The following is a 26750-nucleotide window of genomic DNA, read 5'->3' on the forward strand; positions in this document are numbered from 1 at the left end:
ATGGCCATAATCCAGCCCAGAACCCGTACCAGCACCGGCACCGGCAATGTCCAGCAGGGCGCTCCCGGCACACTGGGCACTCCCCCGGCCGGCCTGCAACCCCGCGGACTCGTCGACCGCTACTTCCAGATCACCGCGCGCGGCTCCAGCCTGGGGCGCGAATTCCGCGGCGGCCTGGTCACGTTCTTCACGATGGCGTACATCGTCATCCTCAACCCCCTGATCCTCGGCGGCTTCGGCGCCGATTCCGCTCCCGTGGACGTGGCCGGAAACTGGCTGCCGGCCGCGCAGGTCGGCGCCGTCACCGGACTGACCGCCGGCGTGATGACCATCCTCTTCGGCCTGATCGCCAACCTGCCCTTCGGCCTCGCAGCAGGCCTCGGCATCAACTCCTTCCTCGCCGTCGCCGTCATCCAGGACGTCACCTGGCCCGAAGCCATGGGCCTGGTGGTGATCAACGGCGTCCTGATTGTCATCTTCGGCATGACCGGTGCCCGGACCGCGATCTTCCGCGCCATCCCCAAGGATCTGAAGGCCGCCATCACCGTGGGCATCGGCCTGTTCATTACCTTCATCGGCTTTGTGGACTCCGGCTTTGTCCGCGCCACCGAGGGCGGCCCGCCCGTCCAGCTGGGCAACAACGGTTCCATCACCTCGGTGCCCACCCTGGTCTTCGTGGCCGGGCTGCTGATCATCGGCATCCTGGTAGCCCGCAAGGTCCAGGGCGGCATCCTGATCGGCATCGTCGCCACCACGGTCCTGGCCGCGGTCCTCGAAGCCACACTGCAGCTGGGGCCGGCGTCCGACACCAATCCGGGCGGCTGGCATCTGAACACCCCGGTGCTCGCCGGCCAGATCTTCGCGGTCCCGGACCTGACCCTGGTGGGAGAGTTCGACGTCTTCGGCTCCTTCGCCCGGATCGGCGGACTGGCAGCCACCATGCTGGTCTTCACGCTGGTCTTCACCAACTTCTTCGACGCCATGGGCACCATGACGGGCCTGGCCAAGAGTGCCGGGCTGGCGCACAAGGACGGCACCTTCCCGCGGCTGAAGTCGGCGTTCATCGTTGAGGGCATCGGCGCAGTGGCCGGCGGTGCCACCTCCGGCTCCTCCAACACCGTCTACGTCGATTCCGCCGCCGGCATCGGCGAGGGCGCCCGCACCGGGCTGGCCTCGGTGGTCACCGGCGTGCTTTTCCTCGGCGCCATGTTCCTGACGCCGCTCACCAGCGTGGTGCCGATCGAGGTGGCGGCCTCGGCCCTCGTCGTCGTCGGTACGTTGATGAGCGCGCAGATCCGCGAGATCAACTTCAAGAAGTTCTCCGTGGGCATGCCCGCCTTCCTGACCATGATCACCATGCCGCTGACCTACTCGATTGCGAACGGCATCGGCGTGGGCTTCATCGTCTGGGTCCTGGTCAACTCGGCCAGCGGGCGCGCGAAGAAGATCCATCCGCTGATGTGGGTGGTGGCGGCAGGGTTCCTGGTCTACTTCGCCCGCGGCCCGATCAGCACGCTGCTCGGCGGATAACCGCTGCGGCCGGTGCCGGCAGGCTCCGGCACCGGCCGCGGACTGAAAGGACAACACCAATGCTGAATCTTGGTGCGGAGCTCGGCGCCTGGCTGGAGGCAGCCGGGGACAACTACGCCGTGGCCACCGTCATTGCCGCCAGCGGTTCCGTTCCCTGCCCGGTAGGCACCTCCATGCTGGTCTCCGGCAGCGGCAGCGTGCTCGGCTCGCTCTCCGGCGGCTGCGTGGAGGGCGCCGTTGTCGCCGCTGCGCTGGACGCCATCGCGGACCAGCGGCCGCGGACGGAGCATTTTGGCTACAGCCCCGGGGACGCCTTCGCCGTCGGATTGACCTGCGGCGGCGAGCTGGGCATCCACCTCCAGCCCGTAAAAGCGACTACCAACGACGACGGCGGGGCGCGGTTGGGTGCCGCGCTCCCCCGGCTGGCGGCGCTCGGGCCCCAGGAGCCGCTGGCCGTGGTGCGGCGGGTCGATGCCGGCGGCAGCGGCGCGGTGCTCGTGACAGACCCGCAGCAGTTCCTGCCCGGAGACTTTGCGGAGGAGCTGGAGTCCCTGACCGGCTCCGCCGCCGCGGCCCGGTCCGCGGGGGTGCAGCTCGCGGGGCTGCTCCGGCAAGGGGTCAGCGGGCTGCTGCGGCTGTCGCCGTCGGAAGTTGATTGCGGGGACGAACCGCCGGCGCTGCTGGTGGAGACCCGGCTGCCGCCGCCGCGGCTGCTGGTCTTCGGCGCCAACAATTTCAGCGAGGCCCTGCTGCCGGCCGCGAAACTGCTCGGTTACCGGGTGACGCTGTGCGATGCCCGGCCCGCCTTTACCCAGCAGCGGCGGTTCGGGGCAGCAGACGAAGTGGTCTGCGACTGGCCGCACCGGTATCTGGCCGGCGAGGCTGCAGCCGGACGCGTCGATGCCAGGACGGTGGTCTGCGTCCTCACGCACGATCCCAAGTTCGACATCCCGCTGCTGCGCACGGCACTGGAGCTGGACCTGGCCTACCTGGGCGCGATGGGCTCGCAGCGCAGCCATGCCCAGCGGGTGCGGGACCTGCTGGCGGAAGGCGTGTCACCGCAGGCACTGGCCCGGCTGCATTCGCCGATCGGGCTGGACCTGCAGGCCGTCACTCCCGCAGAGGTGGCGGTGTCCATCAACGCCCACATCATCGCCTCGCGCAACCCGGCCGCCACGGGACTCCCGCTGTCCCGGCGCAACGGGCCGATCCACAGCGGCGTGCCCGTTCCCGGCAGCGGCCCCGTCCGCACCGGCGCCTCGCTGGTGCTCAGCGGCAGACCATAACGTTACGTATATATAGGAGTCCCTCCATGGACATGAACACAATCGAGGCCGTGGTTCCCACCACGGATCCCGGCGACTGGCGCGAAGGCGATGCCTGGCTCGCCGGCGGAACCGTGCTGTTTTCCTACGGCAGCTCCACCTTGCGCCGCCTGCTGGACATCGGCTCGGCCGGCTGGGAGCCGATCACCGTCAACGACGACGGCATCGAACTCGCTGCCACCTGCCTCATCGCCACCCTCTACGAACTGCCCGACTCACCGGTCCACGCGGCCGCGATCGGAGCCGATGGCGCCGCCAGGCTGGCGGACAAGTGGCCGGCGCTGGAGCTGGTGCGGCCCTGCTGCGATTCGTTCGTGGCTTCGTTCAAGATCTGGAACATGTCCACCGTGGGCGGCAACATCTGCGCCTCGCTGCCGGCCGGACCGATGACCTCGCTGTGCGCAGGGCTGGACGGAACCGCCACCATCCTCGGCCCGCACGGCACGCACCGCCGGATGCCGGTCGCCGAACTAGTCACGGGCGACGCGGCCAACGCGCTGCTGCCCGGCGAACTGCTGCGCAGCATCTACCTGCCGGCGAGCGCGCTGGCAGCCAGAACCGCCTTCCGCCGGCTCTCGCTGGGCAACCTGGGCCGCTCCGGCGTCCTGCTGATCGGCCGGCTGGACCCCGACGAAACCCTGGTGCTGACCGTCACCGCGTCCACCAAACGGCCGGTCCAGCTGCGCTTCGACGCCGCCAGCCACCCCGATCCGGAGGACCTCGAGGCCGCGCTGGATGCGGCCATCGCCCCGGAGCTTTACCACGACGACATCCATGGCCTGCCGCAATGGCGCCGGGATATGACCTACCGGCTGGCCGGAGAAATCCGCGCCGAACTGCTCATGGGAAGGAGTGCCTGACATGGCAATGGACATCAACGGGGAAACGCACGCCAACAGCCCGCGGCCGGGCCAGTGCCTGCGCACCTTCCTGCGCGAAGAAGGCATGCAGGGGGTGAAAAAGGGGTGCGACGGCGGCGACTGCGGCGCCTGCACCGTGCACGTCGACGGCGTCCCGGTGCACAGCTGCATCTACCCCGCCGTGCGCGCCGAGGGACGCTCGATCACTACCATCGAAGGGCTGCCGGACGTGGCCGGGTCGGACCTGCACCCGATGCAGGAGCAGTTCCTCAAGGCCCAGGGCTTCCAGTGCGGCTTCTGCACCGCCGGCATGATCATGACCGCGGCAACGTTCAGCGACGAACAGAAGCAGAACCTCCCGCGCAACCTGAAGGGCAACCTCTGCCGCTGCACTGGCTACCGCGCCATCGAAGACGCCGTGCTGGGCAACGACGGCGGCGGCTGCTCCCATCCGCCGTCGGCAAGCTGCGCCCTGGACGCCCCTGCGGCTTCCTCTGCTTCCGGCACCGCTTCCCCACCCACCGGCACTTCGGCCACACCTGCACCGGCAGCGGTCGGCGCGGACACCCCCGCCCCGGCAGCTCCCCTCGTTGTCACCGGCACCGCCCGCTACACCCTGGACGTTCCCGCCGAGGAGTTCCCCGGCCTGCTGCACCTGAAGCTGGCCCGTTCGCCGCATGCCCATGCCCGTATCCGGGCGGTCGATACCCGCGCGGCGCTGGCGGTTCCCGGCGTCGTCGCCGTCTTCACCCACGAGGATGCGCCGGCCCAGCTGTTCTCCACGGCGCAGCACGAGCTGTACACGGATGATCCGGACGACAGCCGCGTGCTGGACGACGTCGTTCGCTTTAAGGGGCAGCGGGTGGCCGCCGTCGTGGCCGAAACCGTCGCCGCGGCCGAAGCCGGCGTGCGTGCCCTGGAAGTCGATTACGAGGTGCTGCCGGCGGTCTTCGAGCCGGAGGCCGCAATCGCACCCGGCGCACCGCGCCTGCACGCGGACAAGTCAGCCGATTCCCGGATTGCCGTTCCGGAGCGGAACATCGTCGCCGAGGTGCACACCGAAATCGGCGACGTTGCCGCGGCACTGGACAGCGCCGACGTCGTGCATGAAGAGACGTACGTGACCCAGCGCGTGCAGCATGTGGCGCTGGAGACGCACAGCGCCATCGCCTGGACCGAGGCCGACGGCAGTCTGGCGGTGCGCTCCTCCACCCAGGTCCCGTTCCTGGTCAGGCGCACGCTCGCCCGGATCTTCGCGCTGCCGCAGGATACCGTCCGCGTGGTGGCCGGCCGGGTGGGCGGCGGCTTCGGCGGCAAGCAGGAAGTGCTGACGGAGGACATCGTGGCGCTGGCGGCGCTGAAGCTGGGCCGACCAGTGCAGCTGGAGCTCACCCGGACCGAACAGTTCACGGCGACCACCACGCGGCACCCCTTCACCATCCGGGTCCGGGCCGGTGCCCGCCGGGACGGCACGCTCACCGCGCTGGCGCTGGACGCCACGGTCAACACCGGGGCCTACGGCAACCACGCGCCCGGCGTGATGTTTCACGGCTGCGGGGAGTCGATCGCGGTCTACCGCTGCGCGGCGAAGAAGGTGGACGCCCGCAGCGTCTACACCAACACGCTTCCCTCGGGCGCATTCCGCGGTTACGGGCTGAGCCAGATGATCTTCGCGGTGGAATCCGCGCTGGACGAGCTCGCCGTCCGGCTGGGGATGGATCCGCTGGAGTTCAAGCGGCGGAACATGATCCGCCATGGCGACGACATGCTCTCGCTGCACAGCGAACCGGAAGCGGACGTGCTCTACGGCAGCTACGGTCTGGACCAGTGCGTGGACCTGGTCCGCGGCGCGCTGGACCGAGGCCGCGAGCGCGGCGCCGGCGGCGAAGACCTGGGACCGGAGTGGCTGGTCGGCGAGGGCACCGCGCTGTCGATGATCGACACGGTGCCGCCGCGCGGACACTTCGCGCACAGCATCATCGCGCTGACCGCGGACGGCTACCGGCTGGACGTAGGCACGGCTGAATTCGGCAACGGCACCACCACCGTGCACGCCCAGCTCGCCGCGCAGGCCCTCGGCACCTCCCCCGCTGCGGTGCGGGTGCGCCAGTCGGACACGCTGCTGACCGAGCACGATTCCGGCGCCTTCGGCTCCACCGGCACGGTGGTGGCGGGCAAGGCGACGCTGGCCGCTGCGCAGGACCTCGCCGGGCTGCTGCGTTCCTTCGCTGCCCAGCTGAGCGGGGCCGCGCCCGAAGACTGCGTGCCCGTCGCGGGCGGCATGGACTGCGCGGGGCAGCTGCTGACCTTCGCGCAGCTGGCCGGAGCCGCCGAGGAACGCTCCGTCTCGCTGCAGGCCGAGGGCCGCTGGGGCGGCACCCCGCGGTCCGTCGCGTTCAATGTGCAGGGTTTCCGCGTGGCCGTGAACTCCGCTACCGGCGAGCTCGCCATCCTGCAGAGCGTACAGGCCGCGGACGCCGGCGTCGTCGTCAATCCCCGGCAGTGCCGCGGGCAGATCGAGGGCGGAATCGCGCAGGCGCTCGGGGCCGCCCTCTACGAAGAGGTCCGGATTGACGACGGCGGGGCGGTCACCACCGATATCCTGCGGCAGTACCATATCCCCACCTTCGCGGATGTGCCGCGCAGCGAAGTGTACTTCGCCCGCACGTCCGACGAGCTGGGTCCGCTCGGCGCCAAGTCGATGAGCGAAAGCCCGTTCAACCCGGTAGCGCCGGCCCTGGCCAACGCCGTCCGGGCAGCCACCGGCATCCGCTTCACCTCGCTGCCCTTGGCACGGGACCGGATCTACCTGGCGCTGAAGGACGCCAGCCGTGTGCCCGCCGTCGGCTCGGATCTGCTGCTGGCCCGGTAGGAGGCCCCCTTCGTTCGGCAGGCAGTGACCCTGCTGCCTGCCGAACGGGAGGACATGGGAGCCCCCGGCACTCGTGATTTCGGTTCCGGGCCTCATCGCGCTGAATCACGAGGTTCGCCGGTGGGAAGATGTGCAGGTGCCGGATAACTCCACCTTGCTCAATACCGGGCCAGCGGTCTGGCTGCTGCTGGCTGTCCTTCTGGTCACCGCAGCCACTGTTGGTCGTGCTGTGCTGGGGCTGCCGATCAAACACATTCTGCTCGCGGGAGTCCGTGCGCTGACCCAGCTAGCCGTCGTCGCCGTCCTTATTGCCCAGCTCGGCCGATCCGGCTGGTTAGCGGCGGCTTTCCTGCTGCTGATGCTGGGCGTAGCCTCTTGGACTGCGGCGAAACGGATAGGGAGCGGCCGGTTCTGGATCGCCGCCCTGCCGATCAGTGCCGGCACACTCCCCGTGGCAGGCCTCATGCTGGTGACCGGCGTGCTGCCGCTCGATCCCCTGGCCTTGGCTGCGGTCGTAGGGCAGCTCATCGGTGGATCGATGACCGCGACGAATCTAGCTGGCAGGCGGTTGAAACAGGAGCTTGCGCTTCGTCATGGAGAAGTCGAGGCGGGCATGGCCCTGGGCCTGACCCTGCGTTCGGCAAGATCCCTCGTGGCGCGACCTGTGGCAGCGGAAGCGCTCGTACCGGCGTTGGACCAGACCCGCACGGTAGGCACAGTGACCTTGCCCGGGGCCTTCGTCGGGCTGGTACTCGGCGGTGCGTCGCCTTTGGACGCCGGGCTGGTCCAACTTGTCGTGCTGATTTCCCTGCTGGCCGCGGAAGCTATCGCCATTTCCGTAGCTACGCATCTGGCCGAAGCCGGCCAGCTGGATCGCTAGCGACAGGTCTTCGTCGAATCCGCACGAGCCCACCGGCTGGCAGAGCTTGCCGAGATCTTGCAAGTCAGCCGCTCCGGGCCTAAATGATGGCGCCATGGCTTCCGCTTTGATCGAGGCCAACAGACGGAGCCCGCTCACGGCTCGGGGCCCCTACCGGTTTCGCGGTACGGCCGTCACCAGGCGCGCGAGATCCGTGCCGGGAGCGGTGAGCCGGTCCACGGTATCGAAGACAAACCGCTGCATCGCGGCAGCCGCAGCTGAGGGTTCGACGTCGGTGCGCCGGGCCAAGTTGACGGTTCGGGTCAGTTGGGGGTTTACCAGGCGAGTGCTGTGCAGCCCGGGGCGGTCGATGACCACCATAGCCGGGACGACGGCCACTCCCAGTCCCCGTTCTGCGAATCGGAGCACGGCGTCCATTTCGGCGCCCTCGACGGCGATCGTCGGGGTAAGGCCGCTGGCCGAGAATGCGGCGTCTGTGGCCAGGCGCAGGTCGTAACTGCGGTTGAACGCGACCTGCGGGATATGGGCCAGTTCCGCCAGCGTGATCTCGGTCGGCGTCGAACTTTCGCCACCTTGCTGCCGCGCGTGTCCTGGCAGGGGTGAGCCTGCGGCTGAGATCACCACCAGTTCCTCGGAAAGCAGGGGGATCAGTTCGGTGCCCGGTACGGATGGTTCGGTGCCACGGGTGACCATCAGGGCGAGGTCCAGTGCGTTCTCGTTCAGGGCGTCCACCAGTGAGCGCGAGCCTGCCTCGGTGATGTGCAGGTCCACTCCAGGATGCGCGGCCCGGAAGGCTGCGAGAACGTCGGAGACCAGTGAGACGCAGAGAGTCGGCGGGGCGCCGAGCCGGACATGACCGCGGCGCAGCCCTGCCAGTTCGTCCATCTGCTCGCGAGCGAACCGCGCGTCAGCGAGCATCCGCCGGGCGATGGGCAACAGCACTCCCCCTGCGTCGGTCAGTGTCACCCCCGCCGGTCCACGACGGAAGAGCTTAGTGCCTAGGTCAGCCTCCAGAGCAGCGATTTGCCGGCTCAGGGAGGGTTGGGCGAGGAAGAGCTCCTCGGCAGCCCGGGTGAAGTGGCCCATACGCGCCACGGCCTCGAAGGAAGATAACTGCTCAAGTTTCATTATAGCCTTTGTGCATCACGATGAGTAGAACAATGCATTGGACTCATCATACTCGGCTTCCTAGCATGGTCGATATGATCACACAGCATTCCAGAGAACGACTGATGTCCACCTCCGTCCTCGTCGTCGGTACCGGTGGTGCCGGGCTACGGGCTTCGATCGAACTGGCCCAGCGGGGGGTCCATGTATTGGCGGTGGGCAAGCGGCGCAAGCACGATGCTCACACCACCTTGGCAGCCGGCGGCATCAACGCCGCCCTGGGCACGATGGACCCCGAGGACAGCTGGCAGCAGCACGCCGCCGACACCCTGCGCGAATCCTATTTCTTGGCTGACCCGGCCATCGTCGAGACCGTGGCACGCAACGCCGCCGACGGAATCGGCGATCTGGAGAAATGGGGCATGCCCTTCGCCCGGGAAAAGGACGGGCGCATTTCACAGCGCTTCTTCGGCGCCCATAAGTACCGCCGCACCGCCTACGCCGGCGACTACACCGGTTTGGAAATCCAGCGCACCCTGATGCGCCGCGCGGCCGAACTGGATGTGCAGATCATCGACAGCATCTACATCACCCGCCTCCTGGTGGCCGACGGCACAGTCTTCGGTGCCTATGGATTCGATATTGTTGACGGCACACCCGTGCAGATCCTTGCCGATGCGGTGATTCTGGCAGCCGGCGGGCACACCCGTATCTGGCGCCATACCTCCTCCCGGCGGGACGAGAACACCGGCGACTCCTTCCGCCTGGCCGCTCTGGCCGGTGCCCGGGTCCGGGACGCCGAGCTGGTCCAGTTCCACCCGTCCGGACTGCTGGAACCCGACGACGCCGCCGGCACCCTCGTCTCCGAGGCAGCGCGCGGAGAAGGTGGCATCCTCACCAATGCACTGGGTGAGCGATATATGGAGCGCTACGACCCCGAGCGCATGGAGCTCTCCACCCGTGACCGGGTTGCACTGGCTGGATACACCGAGATCGCCGCGGGCCGGGGAACCGAGAAAGGCGGTGTTTACCTGGACGTCTCCCACCTGCCTCGGGAAGTCATCCTGCAGAAGCTGCCGCGCGTCTACCGCACCCTGATCGACCTGCAAATGCTGGACATCACCACAACGAAGATGGAAATCGCTCCTACCGCCCATTACTCCATGGGCGGAGTATGGGTAGCACCGGAAGACCACAGCACGGGAGTGGACGGGCTGTACGCGATCGGTGAAGCTTCCTCAGGCCTGCACGGCGCCAACCGACTGGGCGGGAACTCACTGATAGAGCTACTCGTCTACGGACGCATCACCGGCGAGCACGCCGCCGAGTACGTCACCTCCCGCACCACTGTCCACCGGGACCCCTCCGCCATCGGACTGGCCCGCACCGAAATGCAGTCACTGCTCAGTGAACGCGGAACCGAGTCAGCCCGGCGGCTGCAGCGCGAAGTGCGCAACCTCATGACCGAGCACGCCGGCGTTGTGCGCACCGAACAGGGCCTGCAGGAAGGCCTGCGCAAGCTGGCCGCCCTCGAAGAGCGCGCCCAACACATCACCGCTCGCCCCGACATCGCCGGGTTCGACGACCTCGCCCACGCCTACGATCTGCTGGGCTCGCTCCTCGCGACCCGCGCAACGCTCGAATGCGCACTGGAGCGCCGTGAGACGCGCGGCTGCCACAACCGCGCAGACTTCCCCCAGCAGGATCCGGCACTGCAAGGCAACTTCGTTTGGTCCCCAGCGGAAGGAGTCAGCTTCGAGGCTCTGGCCCCCGCCCCGGACTCCTTCCGCTCGCTAGCCGAGGTCGACGCGGACGACTCTGTAGCCGGCAAGCTCGTGGAGTAGCGGTACCCGGCCGGTCCCGAAGCTACCATCGGAATAACGAGAATCTGAGGAAGGCTGACGAGTGGCTATCACCAAGAAGACGGTACTGGAGACGAGTCTGGACATGTTCCGTGCGCAGGGGGTGACCACCATCTTCGGCAACCCCGGATCCAACGAGATTCCATTCCTCGCGGGTCTCGATGAGAGCTTCAACTTCATTCTCGGACTGCACGAGCAGGTCGTCGTGGGCATGGCTGAGGGCTACGCCCGCGCCACCGGCAGGCCTGCCCTGGTCAACCTGCATGCCGCCTCCGGGTCTGGCAACGCGATGGGCGCCCTGACCAACGCTCATTACGGCCACATCCCGATGGTCGTCCTCGCCGGACAGCAGGTCCGGCGCACCGTCGGCCAAGAGGCGATGTTGGCCAGTGTGGACGCTTCGGTCCTGCCGACCCCGCTGGTCAAGTACTCGCACGAGCCGCTGGCCGCCGCCGACGTGCCGCGTGCCCTCGCCCAAGCCGTCTTCGAAACCTCTATCCAGCCATGCGGGCCGGTCTACGTCTCCGTCCCGCTCGATGACTGGGCGGAGACCGCCCTCGACGACGATGCCCTGCTCGCCGAGCGCTCGGTGCTCGTCGCCGGCAGCCTCACCGACGGCATGGCGCAGGAGCTCATCGCCACCGTCGACGGCGCCAAGAAGCTGGCGCTCGTTGTGGGCCCCCAAGTGGATGCCGCCGCCGTCGAGGATCACACGGTCTTTGACGCCGTGGTGTCCCTGGCGGAAAAGGCCGATGCGTCCGTGTACGTCGCACCCTCGCCCTCGCGGGGCCCCTTCCCGACCACCCACCCAAACTTCGAAGGTGTCATCGTCCCGGGCATCAAGTCGGTGCGCGATCGCCTCGCCGGGCATGACGTCGTCCTCGTCCTCGGCGCTGCCGTTTTCCGCTACCACCGCTGGGAGCCGAGCAACTACCTAGAAGCGGGTACCCGCGTCGTACAGATCACCCAGGATCCGCGCGAGGCAACCCGCGCACCTTTCGGCAGGTCAGTGATTGCCGATGTGGCGGGCGTCGCGAAGGCCCTCGCCGGGGGCGTGCAGGACCGCGGAAAGCGGCGCGGGGAGCCCGGATCCCGCGAACTGCCCGCGGCAAGGACCTCCCCGGACGGGATGACCGGCACCGAAATCCTCGAGGTGCTCAATACCTACGTGAATCACACGATCGCCTACGTCAACGAAACCACCACCCTGGACCTGGACTACCTCGAGCGCATCGCCATCGACCGGCCGGGCATGTATAACTTCCCGGCCTCGGGCGGTCTGGGATTCGGCCTCCCGGTGGCGGTCGGGATGTCCCTCGGCGACCCGGAGAAAACGATCGTAGCGACCGTGGGCGACGGCTCCGCGAATTACGGCATCACCGCGCTCTACACCGCGGCAAAGCAGAACACGCGGACCGTGTTCGTCATCGTTAACAACTCCAGCTACGGCGCCCTCGCCGGCTTCGCCCAGCGAATGGGCTCACCGGACATACCTGGCCTGGAACTCGGCGGCATCGACTTCGTCTCCATCGCCGAGGGCTACGGCGTACCCGCACAGCGGACGAGCACTCGGGAGGAGTTCGAGGAGGCGTACCAAAAAGCACTGAAGGCCAGCGGCCCGGTCCTCATCGACGCGCAGGTGGTTATGGACTGATCCCTCTTAAGGACTTCGTTCGCCCGCCGCAGCTCTCAGACCCGTCCTTGCCGCCCTGCGAACCGCGCCGGGCGGCCGATGCTCGTACTGGACGAACGTTGCGGATACATGGACGATGGTCGTCGATCCGCGCAGCGGCTTCGCACCGGTCCTTCAAGTACCCCCAGGGCCACATTGAAATGGGCCTTCATTCCGGCTGACCCGCATTCTCGATGATAGCCAACGCTGATAACCGCGCATATGCCATAGTCGTGGTGTCCCAGGTGGATGCCGTTCCGGTCCCGATGATCGGCGCCACGAAAAGGGATCTGTCTTGACATATGACGTGCCAGATTCCTTTCTCCCATTCTCTTTACTGTCTGTGCCTGATGCTTCTCAGCAGCTGATCACCTGCGGGGTGCCCAGGGCCTTGAGGCCGGCGACGCCGAATTCGAGGCCGTAGCCGGACTGCTTGGCGCCGCCGAACGGCACGCGCGGGTCAACGGCGCCGTGCTTGTTGATCCAGACCGTGCCGGCCTCGATCCGCGCGGCGACTTCGCGGGCCTTGGCCGGGTCAGAGGACCAGACCGAGGCGCCGAGGCCGACGTCGAGCCCGTTGGCCATTTCGACAGCCTCGTCAACCGTGTTGTAGCGGATGATCGGCAGCGCCGGGCCGAACTGCTCCTGGGCCACCAGCGGATTGTCGTTGTCGATTTCCGCCACGAGGGTGGTCGGGTAGAAGTAGCCGGGCTGGCCGGACTCAGGGTTGCCGCCGGTCAGCACCTTGGCGCCGCTGTCCTTCGCCTTCTGTACCAGGTCCGCGACAATGTCGAACTGGGCCTTGTTCTGCAGCGGGCCCAGCACATTGTTCTCGTCCAGCCCCACACCCATCGGCATGTTCTGGGCGACCTGTACCAGTTCCTCGCAGACCTGGTCGTAGAGCGAATCGTGGACGTAGAGGCGCTTGAGCGCGGCGCAGGTCTGGCCGGTGTTGATGAACGCGCCCCAGAACAGATCCTGCGCGATGGCCTTCGGATCCGCGTCCTCGAGCACGATGCCCGCGTCATTGCCGCCGAGCTCCAGCGTCAGCCGCTTCACCGTGTCCGCGGAGGAACGAATGATCGCCTTGCCCGTGGCGGTGGAGCCGGTAAACATCACCTTGTCGATCTCCGGGTGGGAGGCCAGCGCCTCGCCGACCTCGCGGCCGCCGGAAACCACGTGCAGCAGATCCGCCGGCAGCGCCTGGTTAATCACCGCGGCCAGCGCCAGCACGCTCAGCGGCGTGTACTCGGACGGCTTCATCACCACCGTGTTGCCCATCCTCAGCGAGGGCGCGAGCTGCCAGACGCTGATCATCATCGGCCAGTTCCACGGGCCGATCGCGCCGACGACGCCGAGCGGACGGTAGTGCACCTCGGCATGGCTTTCGCCGTCGTCCACCACGACCTCGGGCTCCAAGACGAACGACGCCGTGGCGCGCAGCCAGGCGGCGCACGCCCCGACCTCGAAACGCGCATTCGGTCCGTTCAGCGGCTTGCCCTGCTCGCGCGAAAGCAGCTCGGCGAGCGCCTCCGCACTGGCATCGATGGCGTCCGCGGCCTGGTTCAGGTACTCGCTGCGCTTCTCGTGGCCCAGCGCAGCCCACTCTGGCTGCGCTGCGCGTGCGGCTGCAACGGCTGCGTCCAAATCCGCGGCGGTGTGCACGGGTGCGCGGCCGACGGTTCCGCCGGTAGCGGGGTCGAAGATCTTCCGTCCGCCGTCGGCGGGTTGGATGGCGGCGAGCAGGTCAGTGGCGGTGATGAAAGCTGTCGGCACGGTGGTTCGGGTCATGGTGTCTTTCCTTGCGTGGTTACTGGTTTCGGGCCGCGTGCAGGCAGCGGCGGGTTTCAAATAGCTGCTTGTGCCTTGTTTTGCTCGACTTTTGCTGCGACGCTGCGTGCCGTGGTGAGACCGCTCTCGATGGCGCCGTCGATGAAGCCGCCCCATCCGTTGGCATAGTCAGAGCCGGCCAGGAAGACGTTGCCTTCGGGGCGCTGCATTTCCTCGAGGCTTTCGGACAGGTAGCCGGTGTAGTGCATGGGCCAGGTGGATTTTGCGTATTCATCGCCGACCCAGGAGTGGCCGGTAATTTCAAGGACTTCGATGCCGGGTACGAGCTTCTCGAGCACGGCTTGTGTCGCGTCCCTGTCTTCGACGTCGACGGCGTTTCCGTCGGGGCCGAAGGCCACCAAGGTGGTTGTGTCCTCGTCGAAGTACTCCGATTGAACAAAGTTGATCGGCCAGTCCTCCGCGCCGAAGGCCACAAAACGGTCCCACTTGCCCTTGACCTTGATCCACACTTTCGCGCCGAGACCGGCCTGGCCCCGAGAAGCGGCTGCCTGCTTGCCTTCCGAGAGCGCGGGGGAAAACTCGACCGTGCCCAAGGCATTCAGCGGCAACGTCACGATCACTGCCTTCGCGGAATGAGTTGCCCCGTCAGCGGTGGTGACGGTGACGCCGTCGTTGTTTTGCTCGACTCGTCTGACGGCGGTATTGAGGTGCAGGTCCGCGGTGGTGTCGGCGAGGATCGCCTCGGCCAGTGCCACTGTTCCGCCCTGGACCTTGTAGGTGGCGCAGGCTTCGAACATGAGCATCCAGTCGCCGCTGGCGGCCGAGCACCAGCGCAGCGCCTGGGTGAAGGCGGCGTCCTCGATCTTGCCGTTGAAGTTCAGCGACCAGAAGGTGCGCAGGAGTTGGCGGGCTTCCTCATCCAGCTGGAGGGCGTCGATCCGTGCGGCGACACTTTCATGGTCCACGCCCTTGACAGCCGGATTGGTCAGCGGCTGGTACGGCAGCGGGATGAGCTCGCGCGTCTGTTCGAGCAGACGCTTGTTGGGCTCGTCGATGATTTCCAGCACGCGTTCGGCCGGCCCTTCATGCCGCTGTCCGTCCGCCCACCAGTAGGCCTTTTCGAACTCCGGCCCGGCGATAACGCCGATGCCGTAACGGGTCATCTCGGCCCACACATGGGGCTGGACCCAGTGGACCCAGGTGCCGCCGAGCTCAAGGTTGCGGCCCATCCGGTTCTCCACCCAAGTGCGGCCGGCGATCCGGTCGCGGGCTTCGAGGATCCTGACGGTGCGTCCCTGCTGCGTGAGTTCGCGCGCCGCGGTGAGACCGGCGAATCCGGCACCGATGACAATGACGTCGGTGGTAGTGCTCATGATTGTCCTCTTTTCGGTCCGGCTCAGCTGTAGACGAAGAATTCGACGGTAGGCTCGACCACGGTCCAGCGGGTCTTGGCTCCCTTGGAGAAGGAGGCCATGCTGCCGGCCTTCAGATCGAAGGTGTCGCCGTCGAGGACTTCGATGTGGAGGTGGCCGGAGACGATGTAGATGGTCTCGTCCTCTTCGATCGGCAGATCGAACGGTTCCGGGGCATCCGCCGGAGTGACGTGCCAGATGCCGGAGGCGAGGGCCTCGTTGCCGCCGTCGCCATTGCGGCGCAGCCACTGGACCTGGCCAACTTCGAACGGCTCGTACTGGATTTCGGTGTGGTCGGCGTGGAAAACGGGTGCGGTCATGGTTGATCTCCTTGTGGATCTAATGGGTTGGCTAGTTGGTTGGTTCGGGAGTGGATGCGGGATCGGCGGCAGCCGGATACTCGCTTTGCCGCGGTTCGCGCAGCAACGGCAGCTGCTCCTGGCCGCGGCGGCGGATGACGTAGAGGACCAGCGAGAGCAGCAGGATGCCGACGCCGATGGAGAGTTCAAGCGGTCCGCCGTACCCGGTGAGCTCGGAGGACAGCGAACCGACGACAAGGACGACGGCGCCGTAAACCGTCAGCGTGATGGCCAGCGGCATCGCGGTCTTGCCGGCACGGAAGGGGCGTGGCATCTCGGGGTGGTCTTTGCGCAGGATGATGAAGCCGCTCACAGCCAGCAGGATGGCCAGCAGGTAGCCGAGGTTCGCGGCCACGAGGATCGAGATCGGGTTCGAGACGAAGATGATCAGCAGGATGTTCATGACCACGGCGGTCAGGATCGCCCGGGCAGGCACCTGATGCTTGTTGAGCTTCTCGAACTGACGGGGAACCAGCCCGTCCAGTGCCGCGCCATAGAGGGCACGCGAGCCGTCGGCCATGCTTGCATTGACACCCATCAGCAGCGCGCCGATGGAAATGATCAGCATAATGTCGGCGACGGGGCCGGCCGGCAGGACGCTGGCGAAGGCGTTGACGAAGACTCCACCGACGTCGGCCGCCGCGTCTTCACGCGAGACCAGGCCGCCAACACCGAGCGGGACCAGTGCAAACATCGCGAAGGTGTAGGCACCCGATGCGGACAGCGCACGCTTAGCGTCCTTGCGGGACTTGTATTCAGGGGTGAAGGCAGCGCACATTTCGGTGCCGTAGGCGGTCCAGCCCACCAGATACAGCCAGACAATAGCGTCCTGCCAGCCACCCCAGTGGTCGGCGCCTTCGTCGCCGAGGCCCCAGGTGAGGTTTTCGAACTGCCAGTTACCGCTGATGATCGGCGAGACGACGAAGATCAGCAGCGGAATGACCAGCAGTGCACCGAGGAGCTTGTTCACCCATGCCGCGGGCTGCGCACCGAAGAGGTTCGGGACCATGATGGCCAGGATCAGGCCGATTCCCAGCAGCTGGCTCAGCCCGATCTGGGCGATGCCGAGGTCCAGCACCCAGACCTGATCCGGGAACCAGCGCGCCTGGATGATCGCACCGGCGGTGAAACTGACCACGGAAATGACCGCGGACCAGCCGAACCAGTAGCCGAAGGTAGCCAGGGCGCCGGCGGGCGCGAAGCGCTCCTTCCACGCCTCGTGTGCGTAGACGGGAACGCCGCCGGGCTTGTTGGGAAACATGGACGCCATTTCGGCGAAGAGGTTGTTTTGCAGCCAGCCGATTCCGGCTGCCAGTGCCCAAATGAACATGGCGGACAGGGCTCCGATGGCCGCCATCGTCGCCCCAAAGGAGACGAACAAGCCGCCGGAGACGGCCATAGCAAGCGCGAACGCGTCCTGCCAACGGAGGGTTTTATGCAGGGATGACGGTTCAGCGGCAGGAACGGCTGCAGCAGGTGTGGTGTGGTCGGTCATCACGGGACCTTTCGGGGAAATAACGCCGCAAAGCATTCGAAGGAAGAAGGCGTGAGCTAAAGCACGTACTAAGAACTATGCATCTGCTTAGTTCTTTTCGTCAAGACCTGTGGACCTTTAAATTTCCGCCGACGCACAGAAGTGTTTGACGGCGCAATCCCTGCCCGGGACAGGCGCGAGGTTGGATAAACTCGCTTCATGGCCAACGGACGAGCGCACAAATACGGTGATGGGCGGGACGCCTTGCTGGCCGCTGTGGTAGCAGTCGTCGCCGAAAAAGGACTGCGCGGGCTGACATACCGCGCAGTGGCGGACCATGCCGGAGTAAACAACACCCTGATTTCGCACCACTTCGGCTCCCGAAGCGCGCTTCTGGAAGCGGCGATGGAATGGGCGTCAGCCCGCTCCATCCGGCTCAGTGACCTCTCCGCCACAGAAGAAGTAAACGCTGAATTCGCGCAGGCGCTGGTGGAACTCGTGCAGTCGGAGCCTGAACTGCAGCTCTTCCAATACGAGATGATTCTGGAATCCCGCCGCAAACCCGAACTCCGGCCGGCAGCCGTCAAGCTCTATGACAGCTACGTCGAATCGATGCAACAGGCACTCCAGAAGCACGGCTACCAAGACACGGCCCCTCTGGCTCGGGCCATCTTCGCTGCCCTGGACGGACTGGTCCTGCAGCAACTCACCGTGTCGGATCCCGGCACGGTACGTGAAGCAATCGTGCGGATCGGAGCCCTCCTGGAAAAGCAGCCTACTTCGCTGAATCCAGCTGGCTAGGCGCTTGGGTCAGGCCGTCTGGATCTCTTCCGGGCCAGCGACGGTCAGCCAGCGCCCTACCCCCGGGATATTCGTAGAGAACGAGTATTTTTTAAACGTATAAGTCATTTAACCGGTGGCCGTAACTCGGGCTCTTCCGCCGGGATGCCATGATCATCTCGAATTGGAGCAGCTGCAGTTCAGAATCGGTCAGGACAAGATCAGTGAAAGCAACAGCAAACGTTGCATCGAGGCGTCCTGCGAGGCAGCATGAGCGAATTCCAGGGGACGCTCGACCGCCCATTCGATGGCTGGAGCCTCTAGGTGCCAGCGCGGGTTAATACCCACAGTTACCGCCTTCTTTCCCCTCGGGATGCGCTGCAGTATTGAGTGGCCGGAGGCCCGAGAGTAGCGTGGCCCCATCGACAACTCCCATCACCTTAATTTTCGGAGTGACCATGGCACATCTGAGACGTCGGTTCGCTGCCTTTACAGCCGCCCTGGTTATGAGCCTAACCAGCGGCACCGTTGCCAGCCCCGCCTTCGCCCACCCGACCGAGCCCGACAAGACCGCAACTGCCAGGGGATACGGCGGCGCAGTAAGCACCGTAGACCCCGAGGCATCCGCGGCAGCACTTAGAGTCCTTCGCAAGGGCGGCAATGCCGTGGACGCCGCAGTAGCCGCAGCGGCGACCCTCGGCGTGACTGAACCGTACAGCGCAGGGATCGGCGGTGGCGGTTACTTCATGTTCTACGACGCGGAGACCGGTGAGGTCAGCTCAATCGACGGCCGCGAAACCGCACCGGAGGCGATGCCGCACGACGCGTTCATCGACCCGGAGACCGGCGAGCCCTACCCCTTCACGCCTGAGCTCGTCACCAGCGGCGTCTCCGTGGGCGTACCCGGAACGCCGGCGACCTGGGAGCGCGCCCTCGACCGTTGGGGAACGGTGAGCCTCCGCGAAGCGCTCAAGCCAGCCATCAAAGTCGCCAGCCGCGGCTTCGAGGTCGATGAAACATTCCGCCAGCAGACCCTTGACAACAAGATCCGCTTCGAGGCGTTCACCTCGACGACCAGCCTCTTCCTCCCCGACGGCGACGCACCCGCCGTCGGCAGTACCTTCAAGAACCACGACCTGGCCAAAACGTACCGGCTCCTCGCCAAACATGGCACGGATGCCTTTTACGATGGGCCGCTTGCAGAGGAAATTGCGGCCACGGTTCAGGATCCACCGAAGACCGACACCACAAAGCTGCCCGTTCCGGTTGGCCACATGACGACGGCGGACCTGGCCGAATACGAGGCCTTGGACCAGGATCCAGCGCATGTGGAATACCGCGGGCTGGACGTTTACGGCATGGCGCCCTCGAGCAGCGGCGGCACCACCGTCGGCGAAGCGCTGAACATCCTGGACACGGTCAATCTTTCCGAGATGACCGTTCCCGGCGCCCTGCACCACTACCTTGAGGCGAGCGCGCTTGCCTTCGCCGACCGCGGCAAGTACGTCGGCGACCCGGCCTTCGTCGACGTCCCCACCGACGCCCTCACGGACCCTCTGTTCGGCAAGGAACGCGCCTGCCACATCGACCCGCTGCAGGCGGCCGAGAAACCCGTCACGCCCGGGGACGTATCAGAGTACGACGGCGTGTGCCCGGCTGCCGCCGCGGCCCCCGCGGATGAGAAGGACACCGAGAACATCTCGACGACCAACCTGACGGTCGCAGACAGGTGGGGAAACGTTGTCGAGTACACGCTCACGATTGAGCAGACCGGCGGATCCGGCATCGTGGTGCCCGGCCGCGGGTTTCTGCTGAACAACGAACTGACTGACTTCTCCACGGTGTACGACCCAGCGGATCCGAACCGCATCGAACCAGGCAAACGGCCCCGCTCCTCAATGTCGCCGACCATCATCCTCGAGGACGGTGAGCCTTTCCTCGCGCTCGGCTCCCCCGGCGGCTCCACCATCATCACGACAGTCCTGCAGACGATCCTGAACCGCGTGGATCTGGGCATGGACATACCGGAAGCGATCGCGGCGCCGCGGGCATCGCAACGAAACACCGCCAGCGTCACCGCGGAGCCGAAGTTCATCGATGCCTATGAAAGCCAACTGAAACCCTACGGCCATGAGCTGTCGCCAGCCGGGGACTCGTTCACTTCAGCGGCAGAAATAGGCGCGGCGACCGCAATCGAGTTCATGTCCGATGGAAGCATGGTCGCTGCCGCCGAACCCGTTAGGCGCGGGGGCGGCTCTGCCCTGGTACTCAAACCGTCCCGGTAGGCTGCGCCTGACCGTTACTTCTTCCCCAGTTTGAACCAAGGGACAGTGGCTATTGCGGTGGCAAGATCCGGCGCTGATTTGCCCGCTGCACTCCTGTTCGCCAAGGCTACAGAACGAGCGAAAACCGAGTATCGATGAGGATGCCCAACACCACGATCACTGATCGTGATTTCTACCGTTCCAGCAGTCTCATGTTGCCCCTCAAAAGTTGTCACCTGGGCTACTTCCTTGAGACCGCTGGCTTCTTCGAGCTCCGCGATAACAGCCTCTAAATTTTCCATACTGTGTTCCTTTGGCCGGCCGTAGTGGAGGGACTGGGTGCCGTCCGGCTCGTGATGATGGAGATGAACTTTTGGGCGGCCGAGGTCCGAGCGGGTTGTCCGGTCCAGACCATCGTGAAAGGCCGGTGGAGCTGTATGCCCTCGATTTCGACTTCGATCAGGGCGCCACTATCGAGATGGGGTCGGACTAAGGAGCGGCTCACGACGGCGGGAGCAATCCCGCTTGCCACGGCACCGGCGATCGCGCCAGTTCCTGTCATGATGGCGGCCGGGGACGCCAAGCCATCATCGACTTCAGCGGCCTGCAGTGCCAGTTCGAGAGTGCAGCGACCGGAGCCCTTGTCGTCACAGATCAAAGGCGTCCGGGCCAGTTCTGCTGGTGAGATGAGTCGACCCTGTCCAGCCCATGGGTGGTTCGGGGAGACCACGACGGCGAGGGGATCGTTCCGGATCCGTTGAGAGGCGAGGTCAGGTGGCACCTCGGGAGTTTCGATAAATCCCAGAGTCGCCACGTGTCCACGTACTCGCTTGATGACATCTGCGCTGCTGCCGGAAATGAGCCGAACTGTGGGAGCATCCGGAGCCTGTCTGAGTGCATCCATCCACCCGGGCAGCAGTTGCTCTGAAATTGACTGGCTGGCGGCCACGCAAATATCGGCTTTGCTACGGAGCGTCCGCACCGACGATGCAAAGATGTCAGCGGCCTCCAGAAGGGGCTTGGCCCACTCGATCACGAGCTTACCGTCGTCCGTCAGCTCTGAACCGTTGCGCGAACGATGCACAAGTGCACGCCCAAGCCGGCGTTCTGCAAGCTGGATGCGTGCCGAGACCGCTTGCTGGGTAACCCCGGCATTTTCTGCTGAGCGGCGAAGGCTTCCCGTCCGATTGATATTCTCCAAGAGCCTCAAGGTTTCTAGGTCAAGTTCCATCGTCGCCTTCCCTCCATGTGGCCACCGTACCAAGCCCTTACAAGCCTGCCTTGTCACCTGGTAACCAGAACTTCGTAGCCGTTTCGCATACATAACGGAAGCATTGCCGCTATGAGTGGCGAAGCTACCGCGAATCCCGGTGAAGCGGACGATGTGACGGGTCAGCTTGGTAAAAGGGCACCCAGACAACGGGCGCTGATCGCCGGGGTCCAGGTAATGGCCCTAGCTGTATGGTTCTCGGCTTCGGCGGTGGTTCCCTCACTCCAGCTCGAGTGGCAGATCAGCGCTGCAGCCGCAGTATGGGTAACTGCGTCGACTCAAGTGGGCTTTGTGCTGGGTGCAACCGCTTCTGCACTGACCAATCTAGCCGACCGACTGCGTCCAGACTGGTTGCTCGCATGGTCAGCTTGTGGTGCCGCCTCCGCCACAGTTGCCTTTGCACTATGGGCCGAGGGACTTGTCATCGCGGTCCTCTTACGGTTTGCCACCGGGGTTTTTCTGGCAGGGGTGTACCCGGTAGGGATGAAGCTAATGGCGTCCTGGTCAACTCCGGCTCAACGAGGGCGGGCCTTCGGGCTGTTGATCGGCGCACTCACGCTGGGATCTACGTTGCCGCACTTGATCGGCGCTTTTGAACTTTCCTGGAAGGCAGTCCTGCTCGTAGCTGCTGGTGTAACCATGGCCGGAGGAATACTGTGCGCAGCGGCTGTTCGCCCTGGACCTCTGTTTGAAAGCCGTTCAGTGAGCCTCGATCCCGGGTTTGTGCGGCGAATGCTTCGCAATCGTGCCCAACGGCTGGTCAACATCAGTTATTACGGGCACATGTGGGAACTCTACGCCCTTTGGACGTGGCTGCCTTCTTTCATGCTGGCCTCGCAGGATCAGACTTCCCACTCGGGTTGGTCGATTAGTGCCATCGTGTTTTTCTGCATCGGCGTCGCCGGTGTAATCGGCTGCGTGATTGGAGGTTGGGCCGCTGACCGCCACGGTCGCGCCGTGACTGCGGGGCTTTCTCTTGCGATCAGTGGTGGTTGTTGCCTCCTCTCTGCAGCCTTCTTTGATACCTCTTGGCCGGTGCTGATCGCCTTCAGTTCCCTTTGGGGTGCTGCGGTGATCGCAGACTCCGGAGTGTTCTCCACGCTCTTGAGCGAAGCGACCGAACCAGAGCATGTCGGTACTGCCCTGACCATACAGACTGCCCTCGGATTTCTCGTCACGATCGCTTCCATCCAGATCGTTCCGATCACCGCCGTGTTCGTGGGGTGGCAGTACGCATTCCTTATCCTCTTCATTGGTCCTCTGGCTGGTGTTGCTGCGCTGTATCGATTCCGACTCCTGGATATCAAGTCGCGTCCCCGCCCCAAAGTTGGGGACAATCACGCGCGCCTAGCGGAGTAATTCATGCTCGTCACCGCGATCATCACCGTCGTCTCCAAGAAAGTGGCGCCTGGAGCACAGGGGTTTCTCCAAATCCCCAGCAAAGAATCGACAATTCAGCGTGATGCTCCACTGCAGGAACGTCACGGAAAACCCCAGCTGATAGCATGAGAAGCATGTCTACGATCCCGCTTCCACCCGCGCCCGGAGCCGAGCAGCATACGAGTCTCGCCCTGGCTAACAGCACCGTCACGCTTCCTGGCGGTCACGCGGTGGATGAATTAGACAGCCCGGAGAACGCCACCCGATGGCTCATCAGCCACCAGCTCGTTCCCGACGAGACGGCTCTGCTGGCGTACTGCCAGAACCAGCTCGCAACCTTGCGGGGCAGTTTGCGTGCAATCTTCGCAGCCCAAGCAGACAGCAGAGAACCTGAACTGAGTGCCCTTGAGGGGGTCAATCAAGCCCTCACGAAGGTGCCGAGCGCGCCGCTGCTGCGGTATGACCCGCAGGAGGGATTGCACCGCGCTCCACAGCACCCGGTGACGCAACTCGTCGAACACGCGATGGCCCAAATCGCAGAGGACGCCGCCTCATTGCTGACTGGAGATCAAGCCGGACTGATCGCCCGCTGCGAAGCAACGCCCTGCAACCGGTTCATATTGCGCACCCACGCGCGCCGCTACTGGTGCTCCACACGATGTGGTGATCGCGTGCGAGCAGCCCGCGCCTATGCCCGAAAACAGGGCAGCGTGCACGCCGGCTGATCATGAGCCCTCCCCTGCCCGACCGCCACGGCGTGGGATGACCTGTGCATGAAGATCATCCTCTCGAAGCATCATCCTCCAGACGGCCTTCACTAGGCTCGTATTGGTCCTAGGCACCCGTCACGGGCCGATGCCCCAGAGACACCGCTTCACGGTCCACACCATGAGAGGAATCATCCATGATCGACGCCCTGCAGGACTTCACCGCCTCGCTTCCCACTGTGCTGCAGTGGGTGGGCGTGATACTCGCAGCCGCGATTCCGTTCATCGAGTCCTACTTCGGGTCCGTCATCGGCGTGCTCGCAGGCATCAACCCGGCGGTCGCGATCGCAGCCGCCATCGTCGGCAACGTGATCTCCATGCTGCTCTTCGTGCTCAGCGCCCATAGGGTGCGTTCGAAGGTAGTCAGCGGCAAGGCACCCAAGGAACCCTCTCCCCGCCAGCAGAAGCTGCGCGCTCAATTCGACAAGTACGGCGTAGCAGGCGTCAGCCTGCTGGGCCAGACCATTCTGCCAAGCCAGATCACCTCGGCCGCGATGGTCTCGTTCGGAGCGTCGAAGAACGCCGTTATTTTGTGGCAGATCGTCTCGATCATCCTGTGGGGCGTCGCCTTCGGAATCCTCGCCAGCTTCGGCGTCTCGCTTATCGGCTAAACGACGACGGTGATCCAATCGCCGTCGATCGCCGCAGCAAATCGGGGCAGCGGCGCGGGGGCCGGCCCACCCGTAACTGCGCCATCCGTCAGCGCGAAGGTCGAGTTGTGGCATGGACAAGCGATCTCGCTTTCCGTCGCCGCCACCTTGCAGCCCTGATGGGTGCATTCGGCACTGTAGGCGAGGACCGTTTCCTCATTGGGGCGGTGGATCAGGATCGGTTTTCCTTCAACCTCCATGTTGGCGGAGCCGCCGACCGGAACCTCGCTGAGCTTGCCCGCCCGAACCGGCGTTCCCTCGGCGCCGACGGCCGCCGGTTCGCCGCTCGTATCTCCGACTAGGTTCTGGAAGGGCGAGCAGCCGGCAAGGACGCCAGCCGTTCCTGCGGCGGCACTTACGGTCAGGAGCGAACGGCGTGAAGGGACGCGGGGAGATTCCATAAGTGCCATTCTTGCCGTAAAAACTTGGAAATTTCCAGCGGTGCGCACGGACGAGCCATCGTTTGAGCCAATTTTTGTCTGCTCCCAAGGTTCCGGCGCCGCAGCGCCGATCGCCCACGGCTGGATTATTCCTGTGTTGGTTCAGGGCCGGCTGTGACTATGATCCGAAGAACCAGCCATTCCGGAAAAGGGAGTAACACATGCAACTCGGCGCCTTCTCGATCAGCCTGGCCGTCAAGGACATCGAGGCTTCTGCAGCGTTCTACGAGAAGCTCGGGTTCCACAAACACGGAGGCGATCTCACGCACAACTGGCTGATTCTGAAGAATGGTGAGGCCGTCGTCGGGCTCTTCCAAGGGATGTTTGAGCAGAATGCGCTGACGTTCAACCCCGGCTGGAATCAGGACGCGCAGGAGCTCGACGCCTACACCGACGTGCGCGAGCTTCAGCGTCAGCTGAAAGCCCAGGGCACACATTTCGTTGCGGAGGCAGACGAGGAGACGACCGGTCCGGCGAGCTTCATAGTGCTGGACCCGGATGGCAACCCGATTATCGTGGACCAGCACGTCTGACACCGCGGAGTTGCTCAGCCGGCGACCAGCTCCCGGGCTGCTTTGGAGTGGTCGGTGATCAGTTCCTGAAGATCCAGCCCCTCGATCTGCCCGTCCACCACGCGCCACTGGCCGCCGACCATGACGCGGTCGGCTCGGTCCGCGCCGCACAGCAGCAGCGCGGAGAGCGGGTCGTGGCTGCCCGAAAAGCGCAGTTCGTCCAGCTTGAAGAACGCCAGATCGGCCTGTTTTCCGACGGCGATCTCACCGATATCGGAACGCCCCAGTGCACGGGCGGACCCTCTGGTGGCCCAGCCGAGGGCGCGCTCGGGCCTCGCGAGCTCGGCGCCATAGCGGAGCCGCTGCAGATACAGCGCCTGCTTGGCCTCGAGAATCATGTTGGAGCCGTCGTTCGACGCCGAGCCGTCCACGCCCAGCCCCACGTTGACGCCGGCGTCCTCCAGTTCAATGGCACGGCAGATGCCCGAGGCCAGCCGCATGTTGGAGCTGGGGCAATGCGCTACGCCGACCCCGGCGGCCCCAAGCTGCGTGACCTCGGCGTCGCTGAAGTGGATGCCATGGCCCAGCCAGGTGCGCGGTGCCAGCCAGTCCACGCTTTCGAGATAGTCGAGTGGCCGCAGGCCGAACCGTTCGAGGCAGAAGTCCTCTTCGTCGATGGTTTCCGCCAGATGCGTGTGCAGCCGTACGTCATGCTGCACGGCGAGGGCAGCGCTGTCCTTCATGATCTCCGGAGTGACGGAGAACGGTGAACAAGGGGCCAGCGCGATCTGGATCTGCGCGCCGGGCCCGCGTTCGTGGTAGCGCCCGATCAGCCGTTCGCTGTCGGCGAGGATCACCTCGGGCGCCTGGACCGTGCGCTGCGGCGGCAGGCCGCCGTCGTCCTCCCCGAGCGTCATGGAACCGCGGGTGAGCATGGCGCGCATCCCCAGCTCGCGCACCACCTGCACCTGGACGTCGATGGAGTCCTCCATGCCGGCGGGAAAGAGGTAGTGGTGGTCCGCCGCCGTGGTGCAGCCGGAGAGCAGCAGTTCGGCCAGCGCCGCCTTGGTGGCGAGCTCCAGGTAGCGGGGAGTCAGGCGCGCCCAGACCGGATACAGGTTGATCAGCCACGGGAACAGCGGCACGTTGACCACCGGCGCCCAGGCCCGGGTGAGCGTTTGGTAGAAGTGGTGGTGCGTGTTGACTAGGCCCGGCAGCACCACGTGATCGCTGGCGTCAAACACGGTTGTCCATGGTTCGCGCGGCGTCTGGCCGGCCGCCACGAGTTCGACGATTTCGCCGCCTTCGACCACCAAACCGCCCGCGGCGTCGTCGTTGTTGGCGGTGAAAATGGCCAGCGGGTTCGTCACCCAGGTACGTGCAGTCATGATGCTCCTTGTCAGGTACAGGTCTTGGCGCCGAGCGTTGGCAAACAACGACGGCGATGCCGCCAGCTCAGTGTTGTCCTGTCTGCTGATCCAGGAGATCGCTTGGGGCCGGCCCCGGTCCGCGGGATGCGGAGCGGGACCGGCCCAAGGCACGT

At 65.4% G+C, this 26750-nt stretch carries 22 protein-coding genes; 13 read left to right on the top strand and 9 right to left on the bottom strand.

Annotation, left to right across the window (positions count from 1 at the left end):
- From AC20117_RS05840 to AC20117_RS05860, 5 genes are all read left to right on the top strand, one after another.
- Window positions 1-1530 carry an NCS2 family permease gene (locus tag AC20117_RS05840; protein ID WP_074700533.1) on the top strand — a complete coding sequence of 510 codons (1530 nt, stop codon included), beginning with the start codon at window positions 1-3 and terminating at the stop codon, window positions 1528-1530.
- A 59-nt stretch (window positions 1531-1589) separates the two neighbouring features.
- A complete protein-coding gene (locus AC20117_RS05845) occupies window positions 1590-2816 on the top strand; it encodes an XdhC family protein (RefSeq protein WP_074700532.1) in 1227 nt (408 codons plus the stop codon).
- A 26-nt stretch (window positions 2817-2842) separates the two neighbouring features.
- Window positions 2843-3715, top strand: a complete 873-nt coding sequence (locus tag AC20117_RS05850) for an FAD binding domain-containing protein (protein WP_074700531.1) — start codon at window positions 2843-2845, stop codon at window positions 3713-3715.
- A 1-nt stretch (window position 3716) separates the two neighbouring features.
- Window positions 3717-6587, top strand: coding sequence for a molybdopterin-dependent oxidoreductase (locus tag AC20117_RS05855; RefSeq protein ID WP_074700530.1), 2871 nt, complete (start codon window positions 3717-3719; stop codon window positions 6585-6587).
- A 73-nt stretch (window positions 6588-6660) separates the two neighbouring features.
- The gene (locus AC20117_RS05860) at window positions 6661-7467 is read left to right on the top strand and encodes an ABC transporter permease (RefSeq protein ID WP_211482301.1); all 807 of its coding nucleotides are present in this window, start codon (window positions 6661-6663) and stop codon (window positions 7465-7467) included.
- Window positions 7468-7617: 150 nt separating this feature from the next.
- Here the strand turns inward: AC20117_RS05860 and AC20117_RS05865 are convergent, their stop codons facing one another.
- Complete coding sequence (locus AC20117_RS05865; protein WP_074700529.1) at window positions 7618-8595, bottom strand: LysR family transcriptional regulator; 978 nt, start codon at window positions 8593-8595, stop codon at window positions 7618-7620.
- A gap of 74 nt (window positions 8596-8669) precedes the next feature.
- Here AC20117_RS05865 and AC20117_RS05870 point away from each other — a divergent pair, with 74 nt between their 5' ends.
- Window positions 8670-10418: an FAD-binding protein gene (locus AC20117_RS05870; RefSeq protein ID WP_074703188.1), complete on the top strand. Its 1749-nt coding sequence runs from the start codon at window positions 8670-8672 to the stop codon at window positions 10416-10418.
- A gap of 61 nt (window positions 10419-10479) precedes the next feature.
- The gene (gene mdlC, locus AC20117_RS05875; protein WP_074700528.1) at window positions 10480-12090 is read left to right on the top strand and encodes a benzoylformate decarboxylase; all 1611 of its coding nucleotides are present in this window, start codon (window positions 10480-10482) and stop codon (window positions 12088-12090) included.
- A 375-nt stretch (window positions 12091-12465) separates the two neighbouring features.
- Here the strand turns inward: mdlC and AC20117_RS05880 are convergent, their stop codons facing one another.
- From AC20117_RS05880 to AC20117_RS05895, 4 genes are read right to left on the bottom strand one after another with little or no spacing between them, the layout of a single operon-like run.
- Complete coding sequence (locus AC20117_RS05880; RefSeq protein WP_083339710.1) at window positions 12466-13899, bottom strand: aldehyde dehydrogenase family protein; 1434 nt, start codon at window positions 13897-13899, stop codon at window positions 12466-12468.
- 56 nt (window positions 13900-13955) lie between these two features.
- Window positions 13956-15272: a flavin monoamine oxidase family protein gene (locus AC20117_RS05885; protein WP_074700527.1), complete on the bottom strand. Its 1317-nt coding sequence runs from the start codon at window positions 15270-15272 to the stop codon at window positions 13956-13958.
- A gap of 23 nt (window positions 15273-15295) precedes the next feature.
- Window positions 15296-15631: a cupin domain-containing protein gene (locus tag AC20117_RS05890; RefSeq protein WP_074700526.1), complete on the bottom strand. Its 336-nt coding sequence runs from the start codon at window positions 15629-15631 to the stop codon at window positions 15296-15298.
- Window positions 15632-15662: 31 nt separating this feature from the next.
- A complete protein-coding gene (locus tag AC20117_RS05895; RefSeq protein WP_074700525.1) occupies window positions 15663-17165 on the bottom strand; it encodes an APC family permease in 1503 nt (500 codons plus the stop codon).
- 198 nt (window positions 17166-17363) lie between these two features.
- On the opposite strand from AC20117_RS05895, the gene AC20117_RS05900 reads away from it, so the two are divergent.
- Window positions 17364-17945: a TetR/AcrR family transcriptional regulator gene (locus tag AC20117_RS05900; protein ID WP_074700524.1), complete on the top strand. Its 582-nt coding sequence runs from the start codon at window positions 17364-17366 to the stop codon at window positions 17943-17945.
- A gap of 437 nt (window positions 17946-18382) precedes the next feature.
- Window positions 18383-20209 (top strand): gamma-glutamyltransferase, encoded by a 1827-nt coding sequence (gene ggt, locus AC20117_RS05905; RefSeq protein WP_074700523.1) that lies wholly within the window; start codon window positions 18383-18385, stop codon window positions 20207-20209.
- Between the two features lie 14 nt (window positions 20210-20223).
- Here ggt and AC20117_RS23225 read toward each other — a convergent pair whose 3' ends face one another.
- Together AC20117_RS23225 and AC20117_RS05910 are read right to left on the bottom strand one after the other, a co-directional pair.
- Window positions 20224-20490 (bottom strand): hypothetical protein, encoded by a 267-nt coding sequence (locus AC20117_RS23225; RefSeq protein ID WP_139186777.1) that lies wholly within the window; start codon window positions 20488-20490, stop codon window positions 20224-20226.
- Entirely contained in the window at window positions 20478-21419 is a 942-nt protein-coding gene (locus AC20117_RS05910) for a LysR family transcriptional regulator (RefSeq protein ID WP_074700522.1), read from the bottom strand. The genes AC20117_RS23225 and AC20117_RS05910 overlap by 13 nt, the downstream gene beginning before the upstream one ends.
- 111 nt (window positions 21420-21530) lie before the next feature.
- Here AC20117_RS05910 and AC20117_RS05915 point away from each other — a divergent pair, with 111 nt between their 5' ends.
- The 3 genes from AC20117_RS05915 (at window position 21531) to AC20117_RS05925 (ending at window position 24216) form a co-directional block, all read left to right on the top strand.
- On the top strand, window positions 21531-22817 hold the full coding sequence (locus tag AC20117_RS05915) for an MFS transporter (protein ID WP_074700521.1): 1287 nt from the start codon (window positions 21531-21533) through the stop codon (window positions 22815-22817).
- 155 nt (window positions 22818-22972) lie between these two features.
- Complete coding sequence (locus AC20117_RS05920) at window positions 22973-23563, top strand: CGNR zinc finger domain-containing protein (protein ID WP_074703186.1); 591 nt, start codon at window positions 22973-22975, stop codon at window positions 23561-23563.
- Between the two features lie 179 nt (window positions 23564-23742).
- A complete protein-coding gene (locus AC20117_RS05925; RefSeq protein WP_074700520.1) occupies window positions 23743-24216 on the top strand; it encodes a hypothetical protein in 474 nt (157 codons plus the stop codon).
- On the opposite strand, the gene AC20117_RS05930 is transcribed toward AC20117_RS05925, so the two are convergent.
- Window positions 24213-24656 carry a QcrA and Rieske domain-containing protein gene (locus AC20117_RS05930; RefSeq protein ID WP_074700519.1) on the bottom strand — a complete coding sequence of 148 codons (444 nt, stop codon included), beginning with the start codon at window positions 24654-24656 and terminating at the stop codon, window positions 24213-24215. The genes AC20117_RS05925 and AC20117_RS05930 overlap by 4 nt on opposite strands.
- A 200-nt stretch (window positions 24657-24856) precedes the next feature.
- Between AC20117_RS05930 and AC20117_RS05935 the strand changes: the two genes are divergently transcribed.
- Window positions 24857-25228, top strand: a complete 372-nt coding sequence (locus AC20117_RS05935; RefSeq protein WP_074700518.1) for a VOC family protein — start codon at window positions 24857-24859, stop codon at window positions 25226-25228.
- A gap of 14 nt (window positions 25229-25242) precedes the next feature.
- Here AC20117_RS05935 and AC20117_RS05940 read toward each other — a convergent pair whose 3' ends face one another.
- Window positions 25243-26595 (bottom strand): 8-oxoguanine deaminase, encoded by a 1353-nt coding sequence (locus tag AC20117_RS05940; RefSeq protein WP_074700517.1) that lies wholly within the window; start codon window positions 26593-26595, stop codon window positions 25243-25245.
- Window positions 26596-26750 lie beyond the last annotated feature (155 nt).

This window comes from Arthrobacter crystallopoietes (genome assembly GCF_002849715.1).
In the GTDB taxonomy this organism is placed as follows: Bacteria; Actinomycetota; Actinomycetes; order Actinomycetales; family Micrococcaceae; genus Crystallibacter; species Crystallibacter crystallopoietes.